The 21,559-nt window shown below is 46.0% G+C and carries 18 protein-coding genes; 9 read left to right on the forward strand and 9 right to left on the reverse strand.

The annotated features are described in order from the left end of the window. Window positions 1–157: 157 nt before the first annotated feature. Genes KTR07_RS03720 through KTR07_RS03730 form a run of 3 tightly spaced genes read right to left on the reverse strand, consistent with a single transcriptional unit; the run spans window position 158 to window position 4,324 of the window. Window positions 158–1,177 carry a hypothetical protein gene (locus KTR07_RS03720; protein ID WP_195527356.1) on the reverse strand — a complete coding sequence of 340 codons (1,020 nt, stop codon included), beginning with the start codon at window positions 1,175–1,177 and terminating at the stop codon, window positions 158–160. A gap of 16 nt (window positions 1,178–1,193) precedes the next feature. Beyond that, window positions 1,194–3,884 carry a phage terminase large subunit gene (locus KTR07_RS03725; protein WP_217315180.1) on the reverse strand — a complete coding sequence of 897 codons (2,691 nt, stop codon included), beginning with the start codon at window positions 3,882–3,884 and terminating at the stop codon, window positions 1,194–1,196. 5 nt (window positions 3,885–3,889) lie between these two features. After that, window positions 3,890–4,324 (reverse strand): DUF5675 family protein, encoded by a 435-nt coding sequence (locus tag KTR07_RS03730; protein ID WP_048699078.1) that lies wholly within the window; start codon window positions 4,322–4,324, stop codon window positions 3,890–3,892. Window positions 4,325–4,460: 136 nt separating this feature from the next. Between KTR07_RS03730 and KTR07_RS03735 the strand changes: the two genes are divergently transcribed. Continuing rightward, window positions 4,461–4,742: an HU family DNA-binding protein gene (locus tag KTR07_RS03735; RefSeq protein ID WP_217315182.1), complete on the forward strand. Its 282-nt coding sequence runs from the start codon at window positions 4,461–4,463 to the stop codon at window positions 4,740–4,742. A gap of 23 nt (window positions 4,743–4,765) precedes the next feature. Here KTR07_RS03735 and KTR07_RS03740 read toward each other — a convergent pair whose 3' ends face one another. The 5 genes from KTR07_RS03740 to KTR07_RS03760 all read right to left on the reverse strand — a co-directional run bounded on the left by KTR07_RS03740 (window position 4,766) and on the right by KTR07_RS03760 (window position 10,663). Further along, the gene (locus KTR07_RS03740) at window positions 4,766–5,002 is read right to left on the reverse strand and encodes a hypothetical protein (protein ID WP_048699083.1); all 237 of its coding nucleotides are present in this window, start codon (window positions 5,000–5,002) and stop codon (window positions 4,766–4,768) included. A gap of 294 nt (window positions 5,003–5,296) precedes the next feature. Continuing rightward, window positions 5,297–5,473, reverse strand: coding sequence for a histone H1 (locus KTR07_RS03745; RefSeq protein WP_048699090.1), 177 nt, complete (start codon window positions 5,471–5,473; stop codon window positions 5,297–5,299). A 211-nt stretch (window positions 5,474–5,684) separates the two neighbouring features. Further along, window positions 5,685–6,962 carry a phage integrase SAM-like domain-containing protein gene (locus KTR07_RS03750; RefSeq protein WP_217315184.1) on the reverse strand — a complete coding sequence of 426 codons (1,278 nt, stop codon included), beginning with the start codon at window positions 6,960–6,962 and terminating at the stop codon, window positions 5,685–5,687. Between the two features lie 254 nt (window positions 6,963–7,216). Continuing rightward, the gene (locus KTR07_RS03755; RefSeq protein ID WP_117981152.1) at window positions 7,217–8,914 is read right to left on the reverse strand and encodes an ABC transporter ATP-binding protein; all 1,698 of its coding nucleotides are present in this window, start codon (window positions 8,912–8,914) and stop codon (window positions 7,217–7,219) included. 3 nt (window positions 8,915–8,917) lie between these two features. Beyond that, the gene (locus tag KTR07_RS03760; RefSeq protein ID WP_118214547.1) at window positions 8,918–10,663 is read right to left on the reverse strand and encodes an ABC transporter ATP-binding protein; all 1,746 of its coding nucleotides are present in this window, start codon (window positions 10,661–10,663) and stop codon (window positions 8,918–8,920) included. 199 nt (window positions 10,664–10,862) lie between these two features. Here KTR07_RS03760 and KTR07_RS03765 point away from each other — a divergent pair, with 199 nt between their 5' ends. The 8 genes from KTR07_RS03765 (at window position 10,863) to KTR07_RS03800 (ending at window position 20,866) form a co-directional block, all read left to right on the forward strand. Continuing rightward, the gene (locus KTR07_RS03765) at window positions 10,863–13,238 is read left to right on the forward strand and encodes a TonB-dependent receptor domain-containing protein (RefSeq protein WP_118214546.1); all 2,376 of its coding nucleotides are present in this window, start codon (window positions 10,863–10,865) and stop codon (window positions 13,236–13,238) included. A gap of 18 nt (window positions 13,239–13,256) precedes the next feature. Then, window positions 13,257–14,438 carry a hypothetical protein gene (locus tag KTR07_RS03770; protein WP_117981155.1) on the forward strand — a complete coding sequence of 394 codons (1,182 nt, stop codon included), beginning with the start codon at window positions 13,257–13,259 and terminating at the stop codon, window positions 14,436–14,438. Between the two features lie 139 nt (window positions 14,439–14,577). Then, entirely contained in the window at window positions 14,578–15,558 is a 981-nt protein-coding gene (locus tag KTR07_RS03775) for an AraC family transcriptional regulator (RefSeq protein WP_117981156.1), read from the forward strand. An 88-nt stretch (window positions 15,559–15,646) separates the two neighbouring features. Continuing rightward, window positions 15,647–16,942 carry a hypothetical protein gene (locus KTR07_RS03780; RefSeq protein ID WP_117981157.1) on the forward strand — a complete coding sequence of 432 codons (1,296 nt, stop codon included), beginning with the start codon at window positions 15,647–15,649 and terminating at the stop codon, window positions 16,940–16,942. A 26-nt stretch (window positions 16,943–16,968) separates the two neighbouring features. After that, entirely contained in the window at window positions 16,969–19,254 is a 2,286-nt protein-coding gene (locus KTR07_RS03785) for an RND family transporter (protein ID WP_117981158.1), read from the forward strand. A 112-nt stretch (window positions 19,255–19,366) separates the two neighbouring features. Continuing rightward, complete coding sequence (locus KTR07_RS03790; RefSeq protein WP_254306533.1) at window positions 19,367–20,170, forward strand: outer membrane lipoprotein-sorting protein; 804 nt, start codon at window positions 19,367–19,369, stop codon at window positions 20,168–20,170. Window positions 20,171–20,283: 113 nt separating this feature from the next. Continuing rightward, the gene (locus tag KTR07_RS03795; protein WP_117981160.1) at window positions 20,284–20,517 is read left to right on the forward strand and encodes a ribosome biogenesis protein; all 234 of its coding nucleotides are present in this window, start codon (window positions 20,284–20,286) and stop codon (window positions 20,515–20,517) included. 22 nt (window positions 20,518–20,539) lie between these two features. Continuing rightward, window positions 20,540–20,866 (forward strand): RteC domain-containing protein, encoded by a 327-nt coding sequence (locus tag KTR07_RS03800; protein ID WP_254306541.1) that lies wholly within the window; start codon window positions 20,540–20,542, stop codon window positions 20,864–20,866. A gap of 219 nt (window positions 20,867–21,085) precedes the next feature. On the opposite strand, the gene KTR07_RS03805 is transcribed toward KTR07_RS03800, so the two are convergent. Next, entirely contained in the window at window positions 21,086–21,532 is a 447-nt protein-coding gene (locus tag KTR07_RS03805) for a hypothetical protein (RefSeq protein ID WP_117981162.1), read from the reverse strand. Between the last annotated feature and the right edge of the window lie 27 nt (window positions 21,533–21,559).

The following is a 21,559-nucleotide window of genomic DNA, read 5'->3' on the forward strand; positions in this document are numbered from 1 at the left end:
CGGTGGCGGGCCTTGAATAACATCTTCTGATGAAAGTAATCAAGATGGAAGCGGAACTGTCAATCTTACTGCGGGAAGATGTCTTTTTCTTTTTAATCAAAGAGGAAAAGAAGACTGGTACTTGCCGTTTTTTTTGCAATGTAGATTCCGCTTTTAGCTATATCATCCAGGGGTTCTTGTATGGATCGTAATCAGTCTGGAAAGTAGCCAATTGCCAATCGGTTACCGGTTTTCTTGTTTCATCGAGTTTGCGCGGTATCTGTGGGGTAAGCCGCAGCTTGGCCGCATCACTCAACCATCTCATGCTATCTTCATAATCCCGGATTCTGACAACGCTTACGTTGTTCGGGGCAATAAGCTTGGTTAACTCATAGACAGCTAAGCGTACCAAGTGTTTTTTCAAGTTGTAATTTCTGGGGTCGTGAAGGGCCAAGTTGAAACCAACGGAGGGTTCATCCGCATTGATGTCGGTTTCCGGATAGAACACATGCCTGTCATAAACCACGTATTCATTTTCAGACAGTTCATATGCGTTATACGCTGAATCGTAATCGGCTATGGCTCCCCAGCAGCTTGAAGCCATCGGGTCAACGTTAGAGTCAAAGTTATCAAGCGATACCAGCGTGAAGAATCCATCTTCATACTCCACGACACTCCACAGGGGGTATTCAACGGGATGCCAGAGTGAGGTTTCGACTTCCAGCCAACCGGCTACCATCGGGATACGAATATCGTCGAACTTGTAGCCGTTTTCTGCGAGACAACTGTAGATCACCCCGTTGTAGTTCACCTTGTCGCCCGGGTAATAGGTCTTGAACTGGGTATAGCCCGACACCTGTTTCATATCGATACAGGTATCGACGCACTCCTCCCAGAAAGTCTTTGTTGCAGGTTTGCGGTAGCCGCTGATGGAACGAATGACCTCATGGATTTGTCCTTCGAAGTAGATATGCACGCCCACGGGATAGGTGACGCGCCGGTCGTAGTCGGCGATACACTTTCCTTTGGCCAGTTCTTTCTCGACTTCGTAGTTCTCCGAGAGATATTCCACGACCGATGCCTCGGCCGCTTCTTCCGCCCGGACAAAGTGTTCGCCGTTACCGCGGGTAAGTTGTGCGAGTACTTCGGGCGTGATGATACCCAGGTAATCGTTGTTATTGAGAAACCGTCTATACATATTTTTGCTTCATTATCTAGTATGAAAATCCTTCCTGGATGACCGAGGTCGATACGATATAGCCATTCGCATCACCGCTCTTGAATTTGTACCAACTGTCACGCAGATAGTAGCAAAGCAGGTAGTCCAGACAATCGGACAGATGACCGTAACGCTCGTACTTCACGCCTGTTTTCGGATCGGTTGTCTTTTGCTTGGACTTGGTGCCATCCTCGTTGCGGAGCTGGTAAATCAGATCCCGTGTGAGATTGCGACACTTGACGTCAATCTGGACTTCCCAACCGTTATACCCATCGAATACCTCATTGACGAACTCGCAACGGGTAACCTGTGGAGGTTGCTTACGCAGCAGCTTCACCTTCGGTCGCAGGACGCCTTTACCGAACGTCCCGACGATAATCGTGTAGTTGTTTACACCGTCCTCGTTCGTGGTAGAACGTTGCAACCCGGAAGGGTCACCGGTCACATCCACTCCGCCGATATGCTTGTCCCGGTAAAGTTTCAGGCGAACCTTCCGTGCCAGTGCCGGGGTGTTGTTCTCTTTCTCCTCCGGCCTGCCGAGTATCTCTTCCAATATATAGACCTTCTTGTTTTCATAATCTATCTGTGCAGAGAGTACCGACATTTGGGGAGCGACATTGAAGTCCCACACCGTGATGAGCGGTCTGGTCGGATCATACGCCCTTTCTTTCAGTCCGGTAACGAGATGCCGGGCGCCGTCGAAACTGCTGTAAATCGCCATATCATTGGCTTCCACGAAATCCCAGTTACCATAGAGCAGACGTTCCTTTGTCGCCTGGTCCCGGATCTTGTTCAGAGCCGCCTCGTACACCTGACGGAAAGCGATATTCGGGTTGTCGAACACGGAGAATGGAATGTACGCTTCACCCTCACGGCAGATGACTTTTTCTCCGTTCTCGCCCTGAACGAAGCGGGAACGCACCCAGTTAATCGTCGGGTTGGTAGTAAGCAGCATTCTCGGGGTCTTGAATGTCTCATGGGTCCTCCAGCGGAGACGGGAGAACAACACTTCGACAGCCCGCTCCGAGATTTCCGACACCTCGTCCACCATGGCGATGGTGTATTCGGAAGAACCGAAACGCTCGAAGTTGGGGTCGCTGGGAATATCCGACATCTCTTTCATGATGATGACCGAGTCGTTCCAGAATGTGAGCGTGCCTTCGAGATTGTTTATCTTGTAGTTTATGTCCTCTTTCAGTCCCCAGTCCTTCAGTATCGACTTGATGGTGTTCCATGTCGATTCCTTCAATGACTTGAGTGTCTTACGGGCCACCACCGCACGGATATTCTCGAACCGGATACATGAAGACACCAGCCAAACGCTGCCGATGAAGGAATTGTGCGTTACAGTAAAGTCGTCAGCGACATAAAGACCGCAAGGATCATCAACCGTGATACAGCGTCCCTTCCGTCTCCCGATATATTCGACATCGATAATCCTTTTCCCGGGTTCTGACGCTCCACCGTTGAACTCATACCGACATCTCGCTTTTTTCCTTGACAAACCGACCAGTTCCGGATTCATACGGGTACGGAAGTACACATTGTAACAATCCTTGCATTGGATGAAGTTTCCTGCCTTGTCCTTATATCCTGCAGGAGGCTTTTTGATTGTCGCTATACCTCCCAAAGAGCGTATGACAAATGCCACGTCCTCCGCTAACCGGCTGCTTGTCGTGCAGTAAGACATGTACCCCCTTCCAACGACATAGCCGTCGGTATCCATCAGCCCCCGGATGAGCTGTTTACGCTCTTCAACAGGGGCGTATTTATATTGCCGGGGAATGAACTTGTTGGCAGAATCACATCTTTCCAAGCCAAGCACCCTCAGCGCATCCACTAAGTTACGGTCATAAATCACATAACTTTGGGCTTTATTCCCGCTTTTTCTCTGATAATGGCCCATATCATATCCTGCGGACATGAATCTTTGGACAATTTCATCATCCGTTGTCGTGAGTAACACAGAATTGGCCGCCGTCACGGATTTCGTAATGCACCCATCGCCGAGAATAGCCCCGAGAATATAAGGTTCTATGGGGTTGGGATGTCTGTACCGTTTTCCCGAAGTAAACTGTACCGGGGCGCACAGGGGAATAGTCAAGTTACTACCTCTATGCATCCCGTGTTTCTTACGCTGCATCCAATCGTGAATAATCCGGGTACTCCAAAGTCTCTCGTTGTTCCGGTTCCACCCCGTATCTTTCCGTTCCGTCCTTTTGTGACTTTGATGAAGTTTCCACAAATGTCCCGCGGAACAGTCGAAATATGTCCCGTCGATAAAGTGGATACGGTAGTAATCATGTCTTTCAACAGGGTGTAGCCAGATTATCCGTTGCTGCCCTCCGGTTGTGGCAGAGGATATGATGTCCCCGACTTTCAAATCCCGAACTTTGCGGAAACCGAAAGGAGTACATACCGTTGAATCCAATGGCGCCGCTTTCCCGCCGCCTGCCGCTCCGCCTCCCAGTATCAGCTGTGGCAGGTTCTGCGACTTGCAATGCCTGCACTGCGGCCTGTACTGCGGGTTACCTTGCTGATCATAGCCAACAAGGATTTGCTCGATCTCCCCGCCACAATGGGGACAATAGTTTGGCTGCAAGAGTTTCCAGAGTTCATATTGCCGTGGGGACGGTTTGAACTCGATGCGCAGGTTTCTGGGTGGTTTGAGCCTGTTGATCGCCATTCGCTTTATACAATCTGAATGGTTATGTCCCCTTCGGACTCGAGTATGGCATACAGTTCTTGGAAAGTGGCACGGGATTCCAAAACTTTTCCTTTGACCGTATTCTTTCCCACGATGATACAGCCAGCGGAATCGACTTCTGTATTGCCGGAGTGGACCAAGATGCCGAGGAAATGTGGCACATCATGCAGATATGGCATTTTCTTCTTGTACCTGGGACTGTACTGAAGGGTGACTTTATAAGTCCCGGCAGGAATGGCTGTCTTGGCATAGACTTTTTCCGCGCAGGTACAGGAGCGACCACAGGAAGTGTCCGGACAGGTTGCCGGAAGTTCCCTCACGACATCTTCGATGGTGTTACAGAAAAACTTGCCATCGATAGACAGGTCGCCTATAGTGTAGGTCTGGCCTTTGAATTTGCGGTTGAGTGTCAGTTTCATACTTCGATACTATTTGTATCGAAAGAGTAGAGACCGACACCGGCTAATGTTTGTTATATGTGCTTATAAAAAGAGGATATTTCAGAAAATGATGTATCTTTGTAACCGGATTGACAGTATTTAATCAAGAATTGATATGACAAAAGCGGATATCGTCAGGGAAATAGCAATGCAGACCGGTCTGGAGAAGCAGGTCGTGTCGCAAATTGTTGAAGGATTCATGGATAGCGTAAAGTCTGCCATGATAAACGGCGAGGAGATTTATCTTCGCGGCTTCGGTTCTTTTATCATCAAATACCGTGCGGAAAAGACGGCACGCAACATAAGCAAGAATACCACGATAATAGTGCCTGCCCACAATATCCCGGCATTCAAACCGTCAAAAGCCTTTGTAGAAAGGATGAAATCAGATAAATAAGGTGATTATATGCAACAGGAGCGTTATTCAGATGCTCTTGTTACTTTATACAGGGCAACGAGGTTGGCATTGTCCGATTGGAACAGGAAACGGCCGTTGCTTAAAAGGCATTCGTGGATGGCGTTGTCATTAGGATCCGATTCCAATAAAGACTCCGCCTTGTTTTTATCGATAAGCAGCATTTCTATGCCTTGTACTGTGGCGGCAGTCGCATCAGCAGGAATTTTCATAAGTTCATCCATCAGATTCATGTCATTCATAATATCTCCGTATTTGGCTTGAGTCCCGTCAAGCGTTCAGTATACCAAGACCAAAAAGCGTGGGACATAACCCGTAGCACCGAGGTTCTGGTAAACCTATCCGCAAACAAGTTAAGCCCACGCAAAAGCATAGGCGAAAACTGTTTGTCCTGCGGATAAGTGAATTTTACCAGATTTCGATGCATGACAAAAGTTAACGCTTTCCGTTTTTTATTATGTCGTTCTGCCAATACACTTTTTATGCCGTATCTGCAGAAGACCGGCCATTATATGACAACGGCCGATGTGTTAAGGCTATTTCTTGGATTCTTCCAAAGAAACCTTGCGAAACTCCTTCATCAATTTTTCCAGTTCCAACGAAGCCTTGCGGGCACGGGTACCTGCGGCCTTGTTGCCTTTTTCAATCTGAAGTGCCGCATCCGTGGAGAATGTAGCATATACTTCCTGTATTTTTGAAACCAATTCTTTCATATAAATTCTATTTAAGTTATTGATTACAAAGGTAGTGAAATTATTCGAAAATAAAAGCGATTTTGTCAATATAATAACTATCTTTTTGGTAATCAGTAAGATTTAACACCCATTGTAGAGTGTAATTATTCACCAACACAGAAAATCCTCCGTATTCCGGAGGATTGCAGGGGAATTGCCAAGGTATTTGCGAGTATATGGACATGCACAATCAGAACATTTCTTCCATTTGCCGTTTGATTTCTTCCCGTTTCGTATTCTTGTAGTAGTGCTTATAGATGGTCAATGGACTGTTGCCCGCCATCTCTGCAATCACATATGGATTGTTACCGGCATCTACCATCTTTGATATGAAAGAACCACGGGCGGAATACCAGGTGATGTTTTCTTTAATGCGTAGTATCTTGCATGCTTTCGTCAAGGTTTGTGAAAGACGTGTGGAAATTTGCTTGACACGTGTAGTCTTCTTGGAAGTGGTCGTGTGTTTATGTGTAAAAACAGGAAATACATAATTTCCGTAACTTTGCCCACGGTATTTATTCATGATGGCTTTTGCTTTGCTGAGAAGCTCCGGTTTGGCTGTTTTGGGAAACTTGATACGTTCATAGACGATGCGGTCTTCCTGGACCAAATCCCATGTCAGGTTACAGACATCGACATTCGCCATACCTCCGGTATAGTAGCTGAACAGGAACAAATCAAGATGCAACTGCTCTTTCTTCGTAAACAGGGTACGGTCAACATTTGCAATTTTTGCTATGACTGTTTCCGGGACTGCTCTTGAAGTGCTTTCCGGCCAATTGATATCATCACCGAGACAGAGGAAGTTCTCCATATTCACCCCGTACATCTCTTTCTTTTCCGCCTGCCTGCATACGGCACGGAGCAACCTCAATTTGTGCGTGAGTCCGGCCTTGTTGCCGTTTCTGATACCTCTTTCTTTAAGCCAAAATGCAAAGTCAAGAAGAAACTCTTCTGTAATGTCAGCAAAGAAATAAGAGGAAAAGGCTTTTGCATATTTTTCTTTTGTAAACGCCTGCAGTTCACGCTTGAGATAGACATACCGTTTGGCATTGGTCGTACTATCGACGATCTGCCCGTTCTTGATGCGTTTCTTGTTTTTGAATGTCTCTTCAAGATAATCGATCATCTGCTGGACGCTCTTTACTTTGACCTCGGGTTTTGCCGCCTTGATTTCATCGAAGCAATGTGACAACTGGACGGGCGACCAGTTTCTGCCTTCCATCTCCCAGGTATCAGCGACATGCAGATATTTGGTTCGCAAATCGAAAAGCAGTTTGTTCTTGGTAGTAGCTTCCGCACTCCCTACACGGAAACTCTGAGACTTGACATCCCAGTCTTTTAATAGCCCTGTAATGTTTATGACCTTCGGCACACGGGCGTAACCGGTCTTGAAGAAAATCATCTCCAGCTTGACCATCTTGGTGTCTTTCGGGTTCTGCTTACCCCTAATGTTAATCGTATACATAGATTGATAACGAGTTAGTTAATGGCTTATTATTAATTCGTATTAGTAGGAATCAATTGGTATTAATTAACCTACATAGAAACCTACATGAAAAGAGTAGTTTCCTTAGCGAAATAATGTTTATACAAATAAATCCGTACGTGTGTCATTATCTAACTTGTTATCAATCAAATATTTCTGTCATTTACGAACGTTGTGTCCGAAAAAAGAGTGTGCCTCAAAGTCATACCTCTACATTCTTTATCTCTTTCAGTTTATTGCATCTTCAACAAGTTACAGTACAATCCTCCTTTAGCTTCGAGTTCGGCGTGCATACCCTTCTCCATAAGCTGTCCCTTGTCCATCACGATAATCTGGTGGGCATTGCGGATGGTCTGCAAATGGTGGGCAATGACCAAGACCGTGCGGTTTCGGATAAGCGCAGACATTGCTTGCTGTATTTTGTACTCATTGACGGGATCGACATTGCTCGTTATCTCATCCAACAGGAGGATGGGAGCGTCTTTGAGGAAGGCGCGAGCGATGGAGAGGCGTTGCTTCTGTCCGCCCGACAGTCCCAAACCGTTCTCCCCAATTTTCGTTTCGTAACCATCGGGCAGACTGACGATGAAGTCGTGTATCATCGCCCGACGTGCGGCTTCCTCGATTTCCGCCTGTGTGGCATTGCGGTTGCCCACCTTGATATTGTTGGCAATGGTGTCGGAAAAGAGGATGACGTTCTGCATCACCACACTTATTTTGCCGAGCAGGTCATCGTAATCCATCTCCCGAATGTCCACGCCGCCGATACGGATACAACCCGCCTGCGGTTCCCAAAAGCGGAGCAACAGATTGGTAATGGTGGTCTTGCCGGAGCCTGACGAGCCGACAAGCGCCGTTACCGTCCGTTCGGGTACGTTGAACGTGAGGTCTTTCATCTCAAAGCCCTCTTTTTCATAGTGGAAACCGACACCATCAAACGAGAGGTCGAAATGTTCCGCCGTTTTAGGTTGGTCGGGATTGACGATAACAGGAGCGTCCAACAAACGAGAAATGCGTCCGTAACTGTCCTTTACCTTGATGTAGTTCAGCCAGTGGCTCTCCATATTGACAAAAGGTTTGTAGAACTCCTTGGATACGATGATGAACATCAGATAAACAAAAAGGGAAGTTTCACCATGCCAAGTCCACCAAAGACCGAGCGTTGCCATCAGAGCGAAAGCCAATTCTATCAGAAAGGTGTATCTACCCACACTCACAGCTGCCAAACGAGAAGTATTCTTACTGCTTTCTCCAAATTCACTAACAGAGTGGTCGAGTCTGTCACGAAACATTCCTTTTCCTCCAAAAACTTTCAGCACGGGTATGCCCTTGACATATTCCACGAAGAGGCTAACCATATCTGCCAGACCGTCTTGTGCCTCCTGTTGCGCTTTCATTCCCGAACGGATGCCCCGATACAAGGAGAAGAGGGCAATAGGAAGGATGGCAATCATCGCCAACCCCATGTGCCAGTCCACCCAGAACAGCCCGATGCCGAGTATCAGCGCCACGATGAAATCGGCGGACATCCGCGTCCAAAGGTGCCCCACCACCATTTCCATATTGTCCACGTCTTTGTGAATGACGGTGCTTATCTCGCCCAGACGCTCATTGGTGTAGAAGCCGAGCGAGAACATTTTCAGTTTCAAGATGATTTTCTCACGGATGCGTTCCACGAGGTCGAAGCCGGCAAAGTGCTTGCTCATATCGGCTACGGCATTGGATATGGTTTTCAAAACCAGCAGACCACCGAGTATCCACGCTGTCGAAACGAATGAAACGCTTTCGCCCGATATATAGCGGTCGATAAGGAACAGGACGGTGAGCATAATCGCTGTGCCACAGAGGGCATAAACCACGAAAAACAGCGCGGAGATTATCAGATGCCGCACTCCACGGGCGGTCAATTCATTCAATATATTACGTATCATTGTTTATACCTCCTCCTCTTTCAGTTGCCATTTGCTTACCCGTTCCTGAGTTTCCGTCATATTGCGATATAGTGGGCAGTTGTCCATCAATTCTCCGTGTGTTCCTGTCGCCACGACCTGCCCCTTGTCCATCACGACAATGCGTTCCACCTCCTGAATGGTGTTGAGCCGGTGAGCGATGGTGATGACGGTCTTGTTGCGTTGCAATTCGTCCAAAGCCTCTTGAATAAGCTTCTCGTTCTCTCCATCCAAGGCAGCGGTGGCTTCGTCGAGAATGACAATCGGTGAGTCTTTGAGCAGCATCCGTGCAATGGAAATGCGCTGTTTCTCTCCGCCGGAGAATTTTACGCCCGCTTCACCTGCCGACGTATCGTAACCATTGGGCAGTCCCACGATAAAGTCGTGTATGCGTGCCCTTCGCGCCGCCATTTCCACCTCCTCTTGCGTGGCGGAGGGCTTGCCGATACGGATATTGTCCCGAATGCTCGTATTGAAAAGGAACACCTCCTGCTGCACCATTGAGAAGAAATCGGCAATGTTTCGTTCGGAGAGTTCTGCAAGGCTCTCTCCGCCTAGACGGACGGTTCCCGACTGCGGTTGCCAAAAACCCATCATCAGGCTTGCCAATGTGCTTTTGCCTGACCCCGATTCGCCCACAATAGCCGCATGGCTGCCTTTGGGAAATTGCAAATTGACATCACACAACGCACTGTCTTTCTTATTCGGGTAGGCGAATGTAACGTGCTCAAAACTGACATCGGTCTGCATGGCATCCGTATCCCTGTCTGCCGTATCCTTTGCGGGTACTTCGGTAATCGACTGAACCCTCGCCAACGACTGACCATAGACAATCTTGAAGTGCTGGAACGTAGCCAACTTAGCAAAGGCGGACGAGAACAGTCCGCCCAGTATCAGGGCAAGGATGAAACGTGCTACGGTCAGTTCGCCCGAACTCATCAGCCATAAACCGACAAGAGTCATCACCACGATGCCGCCCTCCAAAAACATCGTTATGAGTGTCATAGGTACGGTAACGCTGAACATACTCCGCTTCACCCAACAGATATAATCGCGCATACCACCGAGAACTCGCTCTGTCCGGGTCTCTTCGTGGCTGAATGCTTTAATGATTGGTATTGTAGCCACATATTCCAGAAGGTCTTCCGACATCTTCTGCGTACTTTCCATAAAGTGTCGGAAACTCTTGCCCCAAAGCGTTTTGACAGCCATCTGCAAGAGAAATGCCAACGGAAGAAGCGAAATGAGAGCCAACCCCAGCCGCCAGTCCAACACCATAACAATTGCCCAGAGCAAAGTAGGGAAAAGCGTTGCCGAGAGGATTTCGGGCAATCCGTGTGCCAAATAAATCTCGATTTGCTCTACGTCGTGGTTGATGATGTTCACCAAATCGCCCACCTTCCGCTCCTGAAAGAAGCCGAGCGGCAGCCGTTGCAAGTGGCTCACGATACGCAACCTCAACCGTGTGAGGGCGTTGTAAGCTGAGCGGTGCGACCGCCAGATCGACGTTCCGTAGAACACGCCGCGAAGCAGGGCAAACAGCACCATCGCCGCCCCGACAATCCAAATCATTGTAGAAGTGAGCGTGTCGCTCATCAGCCTGTCCACTGCCCACACCACAAGCAGCAGAGGCAGCGTACCGAAAACAAGATGCAGTATGACCATCGCATTGGAGAGCAGGCTGCGACTCTCCCGTTCCTCATCGAGAGGTTTGACTTTTTGTTTATCCATATATGTGTAGTTTTGATTTTTTCTTCTGCAAAGGTACGGCGAAGCACAGAGGCAAAATAGCCCGAATGAGTATTACACTACCCGAAAACAACAGCTTGACGCACATAAAACTCAATAGGGGTATAAGTGTGGACGATGGGGTTATTTATTTGTTCAACGGGCAAATAATTTTGCACGAGTTTTAGTAACAAATTTAGATATGCCAATCAACTCAATAGTTCATTTATACAAAAGAGTACTTATCATCAGCTTTCTATTGCTGTGGGCTTACCCGATGTTTGCACAACTGCATCCTACCGAGATAAAAGTGATCGATGCAGAGAATGGAAGCAACATAGAATTTGCCACGGTACAATGGAAAGGTCTTGGAGACCTTACATACAAGAACGGTACGACCACAAACAGAAATGGAGTGGCGAAGTTGAGCACGATGACCAATCAGATGCTCGTTGTCAGGGTAAGTTATGTCGGTTATCAAACGATAGCCGACACTATTATGACAAATGGAAAACTCCATACCCTAAAACTATATCCAGAATCAACGGAGTTGGAAAAAGTAGTAGTTTTCGGAAAGACGAAAGCACAAGTTATCAGAGAGTCGCCTGAGGCGGTCTCCGTGATAAACGCGAAAGAGTTGCAAGGTCGCTCCATATCATTGGAGACTATCTTGAATAAGACCATCGGTTTGAAAGTAGGACAAAGCGGTGGATTGGGGAGCAGTTCGAGGATTATCGTTCACGGTTTGGAAGGAAACCGCATTCAGATCCTTTGGGATGGTATTCCCATGAGTACCTCGGACGGAACGTTTTCTCTTGATGAGATTCCGATAGACATTATCGAACGGATAGAGGTCTATAAGAGCATTATCCCAGCGCGTTTCGGTTGTGACGGATTGGGTGGCGCCGTCAATATCGTTACGAAGGAGTTCTGTACGGACTATTTGGATGCTTCGTACGAACTGGGGTCTTACCGGACGCACAAGGGAAGTGTCTTCTCGCGCAAGAACTTTCCCAAGAGCGGTATTCTGCTCGGTGCGGGAGGGTATTATACTTCTGCAAAGAATGATTACTCATTTAGAGTTCCCGAAAGAGAGAACCTGTTGGTAAAGCGAGACCACGACCGTTTTCGTTCGTATATGCTGAAAGGAAAAATCGCTTTCACGAAACTCTGGTTCGATGAAATCAGTACCGAGTTCGGGTATTACAACCGTTTCAATGAGATACAAGGAGTATTGAAGAATATCCAGCACGCTGAAAACAAATCCGGGATGTTTATGCTCGAAAACAAACTGATAAAAAGTGGAATGCTAAACAATCGCCTTAACTTCGAGTCACATTTCTCACTGTCGCATACAACGAACAATTTTGTAGATACGGCACGGGTGAATCACGATTTCGAAGGAAACATCTATCCGAGTCCGAACGGGCAGGGAGAGACGGGAGATGTTCCTCACAACTCAAACGACAAAGGCTTGGAAATAAACGAACGTATCAATTTCGATTACAGATTGTCCGCCAATCACAGTCTGAACCTGAACACGCTTATCAACTATGCCCGAAGACAACCGAGCGATGACATTGCAAGCCAGCATGCCGGTTTTGTCATCGGAGGATTTCCAAGCAAGAAGACCAGTGTCGTTTCTGGATTGACTTGGGAAGCGAAACTCTTCGGCAGAAAACTGACGAATATGTTTTCTGCAAAGTATTTCCATCTCCATTCCGAGATAGAGGATTTGACGTCATACGAGATGATTGAAGCTCCGAAGAAAAAGAGCAATACGACATCGCAAATCGGCTGGATAGAGGCAATGAAGTACGAACCGTTCAGAGACTTTCATCTGAAGGCATCTTACCAACGGGCAATACGCCTCCCCAATTCGCAAGAACTGTTCGGTGACGGTATCATTACCTTTCCTGCCGCCGGACTGAAACCGGAGAAAAGCCACAACTTCAATCTGGGCTTCTTGATAGACAAAAACGATGTACTCGGACTATCGCGATTGCAATTTGAGGTGAACGGCTTTTATATGCAGGTGAGCGATATGATAAAACTGATGAAACAACACATGGCAGCCGGATATGTGAATGCGGAAAAGGTACATATCAAAGGTATAGAGACCGAGCTGAAGCTGGATATATCGCCGACGGTCTATGCCTACGGGAACCTGACTTATCAGGATGTACGCGATGTCTTGGACTATTTGCCGGGCACTCAAGCCCCTAATCCGACAAAAGGCTTACGACTTCCGAACATCCCCTACCTGTTCGCCAACTTCGGAGCGGAATATCACAGCGACCGATTATTCAATAATTGGCATGTCAAGGCATTCTGGGACGGGAAGTTCACGGAAGAGTTCTTCTACTTTTGGGAACTAACCGAATTGCAGAAACGGCGTATCCCACGCAGTTTCGTCAATGACATAGGTCTGTTGTTGACCTATAAAAACAAATATTCCATCGCCTTGGAATGCCACAATCTGATGAACAAAGAAGTTTGGGATCAGTTCCGCCAGCCGTTGGCAGGACGGACACTTCACCTGAAATTCAGATACGTCTTTTCGAAAGATATTTTATAACTCTAAACGTAAATAATAATGAAAACAACAATTTTCAATCGCATAGCCATTTCCGCTATGCTGGTCGGCTCCATAGGGCTGACGTCTTGCGACAAGAACGATGACCCCATGCCAACGCCCGACGAGGTGCCGCAGCACTTCGCCTTTGTGCATTATGTTGGGAATAGTGCGTATGTAGGGACATTCAGTGATTTGACTCCTCAAGCAACAGACAATAAGAAAACTTTTGAATTCGGCTTTGGGTGTTATCTCTTCGCAAAAGGAAACACGGTACTTGTGCCCGAAGGAAAATTCGGAGATAAGGTACACAAGTTTACAAGAGGGGCGCACGGCGAGCTTCTAAAAGCAGGTACGATGACCTTTGAACAGATGGCGCAACCCGGAGAAATCAACTTTATTGACGAACAGCGGGCATACGTCGCTTTGCATGGAAGGGGCAAGATTGCGTTAATCAACACTGTCACGTTGCAAAAAGAGGATGAAATCGACCTCTCTGCTTATGCCGTTCAGGACAATAATCCCGATCCAGGCTGCAATGTTATACGTGATGGTAAGATGTATGTAGCTCTCAACCAGCTTAATTCTCCCCATACTTCCGTACCGGGGACGGGTGCAGAGGTTGCTATTATTGATCTTAAAACGAAAAAGACCGAGGTCATCAAGGATAACCGCACAAGTGTGGTCGGATTGTTCCGGCATTCCGATGCCTTTATAGACGAACGGGGCGACATCTATTTTTACAGTACGGGCAATAATTTCAACGTTGCCGATAAGGAAGGTTTCCTACGTATCCGCAAGGGAAGCGACAAATGGGATACCGATTATCTGTTCAATCTGTCGAAAACGACCATCAAGGGAATAGGAAAGACCGGACAGTATATGATTAAGTCCTACTATGCGGGCAATGGCATTGTGTATAGTTGTCTGAAAGTGACGGACACGGAATTCGGAATACTCAAGAAAGACTTCCAACCCGTGAAAATCGACATTTGGAACAAAACCGTCGAAAAGCTCGATTTGCCGATGACCGACAGCAATGGCTCTTTTGCCATAACCCGCTACAAAGATTTCATCGTCTTTGGTATGACGTGCAATAATGGAACGGGCTACTATACCTACAATACCAAGACGGGCGAATGCTCTCAAACTCCCGTTGTTACTGCGGTGGGAGTACCTTCAAGTCTGGTGGTGTTTGAGTAAATCCCTATCGCAAGAGTATTCCCTCAAAAAGGAATACTCTTGTTTTTTATAGAGCATGTGATTCAACAAGGACAAAAGTATAAGAAAATCCTCTTTTTTATCCTTGTTTGTTTGTAAATTTGCAGAAAAGTATAATGATATGACCATAGAATTTTGTGCAATCAATAAGCCTGAAGATTGGATGGAGATGGTTGCCGAGCAATTCGGCACATCGGTAATGAACGATGGCTTTACTGTTCCGCCTTCGGCGGGTAACGGCTTTTTCAAGCAATACTACCCTTTGCCATGGCTCACATTGACCTATATCAGCTTCATGGCGTACGAACCGATGACAATGGTGCGTCGCTCGGTGGAAAACTCGAAATGGATTCCCGTCATGTTCTACATCAATGAGCATAAGCACGAGCAGATTATCGGCACAAGCACGAAAACGGTCGGGGTAGATACGCTCGACGGTATCTTTATGCCCTCGAGCAATATCCCTACGGAGTGGTCTTTCGCTCCCAAGCGACAGTATGAAAACATCACATTGACTTTCAACAAGGATTGGATAGAGCAAATGGATACGGCTCAAGAAACCTACATCGGCAGGTTGCTCCAGTCGGACAAGTCTTTTTATCTCTTCGAGACCATCACACCTGCGATGCAACAAGTATTGAACGGCATCAAGACGACAGCCGAAAGCGATGCGCCTTTCTCTCCCCTCCATCTGCACGGAAAGGCAATAGAATTGTTGACGATATTCCTTGAAAAACTTGAAAAACGGTCGGAGGTAAAATCTCTTTCCAACTTGAATTTGAACGATGTGGAGGCTGTCTTCCGTGTCCGTCGCCGGATTTTACATAGTTTGAACAATGTACCGAGCATTCCCGAATTGGCACGAGAAGCCAATATGAGCAGTTCCAAACTACAGAAATGTTTCAAGCAGGTCATTGGCAAGGCGATTGCCGAGTATGCTCTGTCCGAAAAGATGGAATGGGCAAAGCGCCTACTATCCACCCGTCTCTACTCGGTGTCTGAAGTGGGCTATAAAGTCGGATATACCAACCTCAGTCACTTCACGGAGGCTTTCCGCAAATATCACAGGATAAAGCCTAAGCAATATCTCGACTCTTTGTAAGTTTGATGCAATAGGGATATTGCTTACCATTTAAGGGGTATTTTGCCCTAAACAATCTTCCGAACTTTGCCTGCAAAAACATCAGGCAATGAAAATAACGACATTCAAGTTTCAGTTTTTTGCCGGAGTAACAATCTTTTCATTGTTTTCCGGTATTTCTGTTTGTGCGCAATCTCCGAATGAAACAGACTCTCTCCAGACAGAAGGGATTTCGTCGTATAACCGCATTAAAATCAACGGCTATCTCCGTGCAGGAATTTTCGGAGGAGAAAAAGAAATACGTAATTACTACGGAGAAGGTGCTTTGAATTTGGAAGTCCCCATCGGTACGAATGCTTCCGCCTTTTCGGAAGTGCGTTACAGAGCCGATGGCAACAACAATCATAAGTTCGACATCCGCGAGGCTTATGTAAATCTTAATCTTGGCAAGTTCGATTTTCGTGTGGGTGAGCAAATCGTTCTCTGGGGACGGGCAGACGGTTTCAATCCGACCAATAACGTTACCCCCCAAGACTTTTGTGTATTCTCACCGGAGGAAGACGATAAACGTCTGGGAAATTTTATCGTGAAAGGAGTCTTTAATCCTCATCCGTTCCGTATCGAAGTGGATTGGATACCCGTTTACAAATCGTCATTGTTCCCATTCATCGGAAAGCCTATGGGAGATGGGATTGTATGGAAGAATGAAAAACAGCCTTACCGATGGAAAGACCAGTCTTTCGGAGTGAAAATAGATTTGGAAAAACCGTCTTTCGACCTCTCTCTTTCCTATTACAACGGGTTACATAAATTTCCCGGCATCACTTATGAAAAGACTCCTTCTGAAATCCTTTTGTCGCAAAAGCCCTATCGGGTGCATGTTGTCGGAATGGACTTTTCCACCTCATTGGGCAACTACGGATTAAGAGGCGAGTTTGCCTGTTCACTCCCCGACAAAGGCAATAATCCCATCTATTCTGTTCCCAACAAGCAGATGGAATATACAATAGGGATTGACCGAAGTTGGGATGCTTTCAGCTTGATTGTGCAATATATAGGTAAGTATATTCCGGACTTAAAGTCTGACATCAAAGGCAACCCGATGGAACGGAAACTTAACTCGCTGAATCGTATCGTCTTCACGCAGCACGAGCGTTGGAATCATTCGGTTTCGGTCAGACCTGCACTGTCATTACTCCACGAAACATTGAACGTGGAACTGCTCGGACTGTGCCAGTTCAGTACAAAAGAATACTTCTTCCAACCCAAGGTTCGCTATGCCATAGCCGATGCCGTTACACTCACGGTGGGAGGTCAGTTGTTTTACGGACCGGACGACCGTCTGTTCGGGATATTGGAAAAGACCAAGAACTCGGTTTTTACGGAGTTGAAAGTTTCGTTTTAGATTATCTAATCTCAAAATAATATCGAATGAAGAAGTTAGCTGAATTTGTGATACGATACCGCTGGGCGGTCATCGTGTTCTTTCTTGCACTGACAGCCTTCATGGGCTTTCAGATGAAGAATGCAAGTTTTAATCCCGACCTGCTTACCTATCTGCCGGAGCATTTGCCTTCCCGTATGAACCAAAAACAGATAGAAAAGATGTTTGGAGGAACGGATATGGTGATGATTGTCGTACAGACGGATGATGTCGTAAACGACAAGACGTTGGAACGTGTAGAGCATTTCTCGCAGGATATGCAGAACATCAAAGGCATAGAACGGGTAATGTCTGTCTTTGAATTGAAAAATGTCCGCAGTGAGAATGACGCAATGACCGTTGATGCGGCCGTGAAAATGATTCCACGGACTGCTGAAGATATTGCCACTATCAAAAAGGAACTTGCAGGTAATGACCTTGTCTATGGAAGCGTAGTCTCCAAAGATTTTACGACCACAGCTATTATTGGATTGCTTGAACCCGGAGCAAAGGACAAGGATGTAATAGACCAAGTGGAAGCAATGATTGCCAAATATCCCGGTGCAGAGAAAGTTCTTTTGGGTGGCTCTCCGTATATGCGGATGCAAAATGCGGGAATGATGCAGAAGGATATGGCTCGGCTCATTCCTCTCGGATTGTTGTTAATGATGGTTTTTCTCTTTATCAGCTTCCGACAGTTCAGAGGCGTATGGCTTCCCATTCTAATTGTGGTTATGGCGATATTCACGGCATTGGGAGCAACACCTTTGTTGGGATGGAAGTTTGCCGTTACGACCATTATTTTAGTAGTATTACTGATAGCCACTGCCAATTCCTACGGCATACACATGTTTGCTCGCTACCAAAGAGACAATCTTCCCGGAAACAATTATACTCCCAAAGAGCTGTCTGTCAAGATGGTTACAAGTCTCGGTGCTCCCATCATTTTGTCCGGATTGACAACCATTGCAGGGTTGCTCTGTATGTTGGGACATGTGCTGATTCCCGGTGGGCAGATGGGCGTCCTCGGCAGTATTGGTATTGGACTTGCCTTGATTGGCAGTCTGTTCTTTATCCCAGCATTAAGTTCAATACTTCCCAAAACGAAGCCTCGATTGAGAGCGGATGACAATCCTAAAAACAAAAGAGGAATAGGGTTGGACAGATTGTTGGATTTTATTGCCAATTGGGTAACGAAAAAGCCCAAGACTATTTTGGTTTTGTTTGTAGTCATTTCTCTAATCGGAGCAGCCGGACTATTGCGTTTCAGCATCAATTCAAATCCCGCCGAATTGTTCCCTGACGGACATCCAGCCAAGGAGTCTGCACAAATTATCAATAAGGAATTGGGGGGCTTTTTCCCTCTCTGTATCGTATTCGAAGGTGACATCAAAGATCCTGCTCTATTGAAAAAAATCAATGATTTGGAAAAGAAGGTGCATGAAATCCCCGAAGTGGGAACAACGCAGTCCATCGCCAAAGTTACACGTCAGATCAGCCGTGCTCTTTACAACAAGGGGGAAGAAGGATATGATAAAATCCCCGACACCTATGATGCCGTATCGCAATACTTCGAGTTGTATCTGATGAGCGGCAGTCAGAGGGATTTGGAAAAGATGGTGGATTTCAATTTCGAGAAAGCCCTTTTGATGATTCGCTTCAAGGAATTGAACACGCCTGTATTGCGACAATGTGTTACTCAAATCAGGGAGATGGTAAAAGATGACCCTAATGTGAAACTTGTTGGCGGCAATGCCGATGTGTTTACGGATATGGACAAGCATGTCGTAAACGGACAGTTTCTTTCTCTGTTGATTTCCCTCGTTGTTGTATTTATCATTATATCTCTCGGCTTCAAGTCGTTTAAGGCAGGGCTACTGCAAATTGTTCCGCTCGTGTTTGCCATGTTGATGCTTTTCGGATTGATGGGATATTTCGGTATTGACCTGAACTTTATGACCGCCTTCCAAGCCTCTATCCTTATCGGTGTCGGCGTGGACTATACGATTCATGTCGTCTGGCGGTATCGGGAGGAACGACGTGCGGGTTATAACGATAAAGAGTCTGTACGTCGCTTGTTCAAGGCAACGGGACGCGGTATCGTATTCAATGCAATCGCCGTTATTATCGGATTTGTGGTTCTGCTCTTTTCAGGCTTCCTGCCCGTTCGTTTTTTCGGAATGATGATGGTGACAATCATCTTCGTATGCCTTATTGCGGCAGTACTGCTCGTACCTGCGCTATGTATGGTACTGAAACCGAAATTCTTGAGACAGAAAGCACATCGCAAATGACATAAAATAACTGAGAGAATAAAACCAATAAAAGAAACAATCAAAAGCACCTAAGCTTTTCAAAGAGGATTGATACACGAATATTCATCAAACAATAAATACAATAAATACAATGAAGAAAGTTTTTTTATCGGCGATTATAGCAATCGCAACTATGTGGGCAAATGTTGCTCATGCACAGGGAGGATTGTCTCCCCAACAAGTACAGCAGAAAGCCATTGAAACCACTCGTGTTGCCGGGATGGAAACACAATCGTCCATGACTATTTACAGTCCGTCGGGTGACAAACGGGTTCGCAAGATGACTATCGTCAGTAAACTCTACGAGAATGGAAGTCTGGAAAAGAAACTCATTCGGTTTACCGAGCCCGCTGATGTAAAAGGTACCGGATTCCTATCGTTCGATTATTTGAAGAAAAACGACGATAAGTGGATTTATATGCCAGCCCTTCGTAAAACCAGACGCATTGTGAGTTCTGAAAATGCAAAGAGCTTCATGGGGTCTGAGTTTTCTTACGCCGATATGTCCACACCTGCCGTAGAGGATTTCAACTATAAATTCTTGACTGAGCAGAAAGTCGATGGACATGATTGTTATGTCTTGGAAATCATACCTAAAAACAAGACAATTGCCAATGAAAACGGTTTCTCAAAGAAAATTTCCTATATCGATAAACGGATTTTCGTTGTTCGCAAGGCTACCTATTATAATCTTGCCGGTGAGAAAGAAAAGGAGATGACCGTTTCTGCAATTGCCGAAGTGGATACAAAGAACCATAAATACCGTTTCAAGGAAATGACAATGGTTAATCTGAAAAACAAAAGAAAGTCGGTATTGAATAACAACGTTATTAAGTTCACCCCTTCAATTTCGGACAGTTATTTCACCACTCGCACACTGGAACAAGGCAAGTAAAACTTCTCTTTTCCATTACCTCCATTTGTTGCAATCAGAAGTTGTAACAGGTGGAGGTTTTGTGCATTTATCATAAATACCAGAAACAATCACTTATATCAAAATATCGCAATATGAAAAGACTCGTTGAAAAAGAACTTTTTGAGATGCTGTCTTCTGATAAAAGCACGGAGGCTACCGATAATCTTATCAGAGAAATCATGGAATTGGGAGATGGCGAAGAAGATCTCGTTTCGTTGTTTCGCACATTAAACTTTACCCGCTTCCATTTGCGGACAATGTCTGAAAAATCAGGGATAACAACTGAAATGGGGAAAAAATGTGGCAGAACTGCTCTTTGTTATTGACACGGAGTTAGAATTGCTGAAAATGAGGATGCATGGAATTTTATCTGCCGTACGCCCAAAATCTGCCAAGAAGTTCCGTTGGACAGGCAAAGCGACAGATCTAGTTGAACTCCTTTACGCCCTCGATACCTGCGACTGTATCAACAATGGCGAAATTGGCGTAGAGGAATTGGCAGACGTTCTATCCGAAATCTTCGATGTAGAAATCAAGAACTGCTACAACGTTTATATGAACATGAAGCGTCGAAAGGACGACAGTCGCACCTATTTCCTTGACGAACTCCGAGAAAAGCTCAACAAGCGGATGATGGAGAGCGACCTGAAAGGCGGCAAGTATAAGAAACGGTAAATCGAAAAGGAAGAAACTCTGGTTCGGAGTATCTCCTTTGAACTGTTGCTGCAACTATTTCCTCAAATCTTCCTCAAATGCAGATTAGCAAATGAGAGTGTGTCAAAAAAAACTCAATAATGAGTTTTGAAATGGACTTTTCTTTGCTTGTAGAGAAACTCAACTTACAGATTAAAAGTTACCAAGTGATAAATTTACATTTTGACACACCCTCATCTTCTATCGGCGAAGTGCTCTTATGAACTTATATACAGTCCAAAATACAACGAAAGGAGCGACAAAGAAACCACCTACGAGATAAAGCAGGAATTTGAATACATAGTAGAAATTCCATTGCCCTGTCGTCCCTGCCGTCATCTTCCACGGCAGCACCTTGTTGATGAACACATACCCTGCCCAGAAAGCCATCAGAACATATCCCGACATCCACTGCATGTCAGGCATCCGTTTGGTGGTCATAAAGTCGAGTTTATAACCTATGACAAAGAATGCGGTGTATAGGATAAGGTAGTAGAGATTATCCCAAATGGCCCTGTCCTTTCTTTTCTGATAACACGGCGTACAAAGTATCGGCTGATACCTTGCTGCACATTCAGGACAGAGTCCTTTTCCGCAATCGGAACATTGGGCAACCGCCGGTTCTTGGGTATGATTGAAACAATTCATAGTGTAATCGTTTAGCGTGTTCAAAAA

The organism is Bacteroides sp. MSK.20.82 (genome assembly GCF_019052485.1).
In the GTDB taxonomy this organism is placed as follows: Bacteria; Bacteroidota; Bacteroidia; order Bacteroidales; family Bacteroidaceae; genus Bacteroides; species Bacteroides thetaiotaomicron.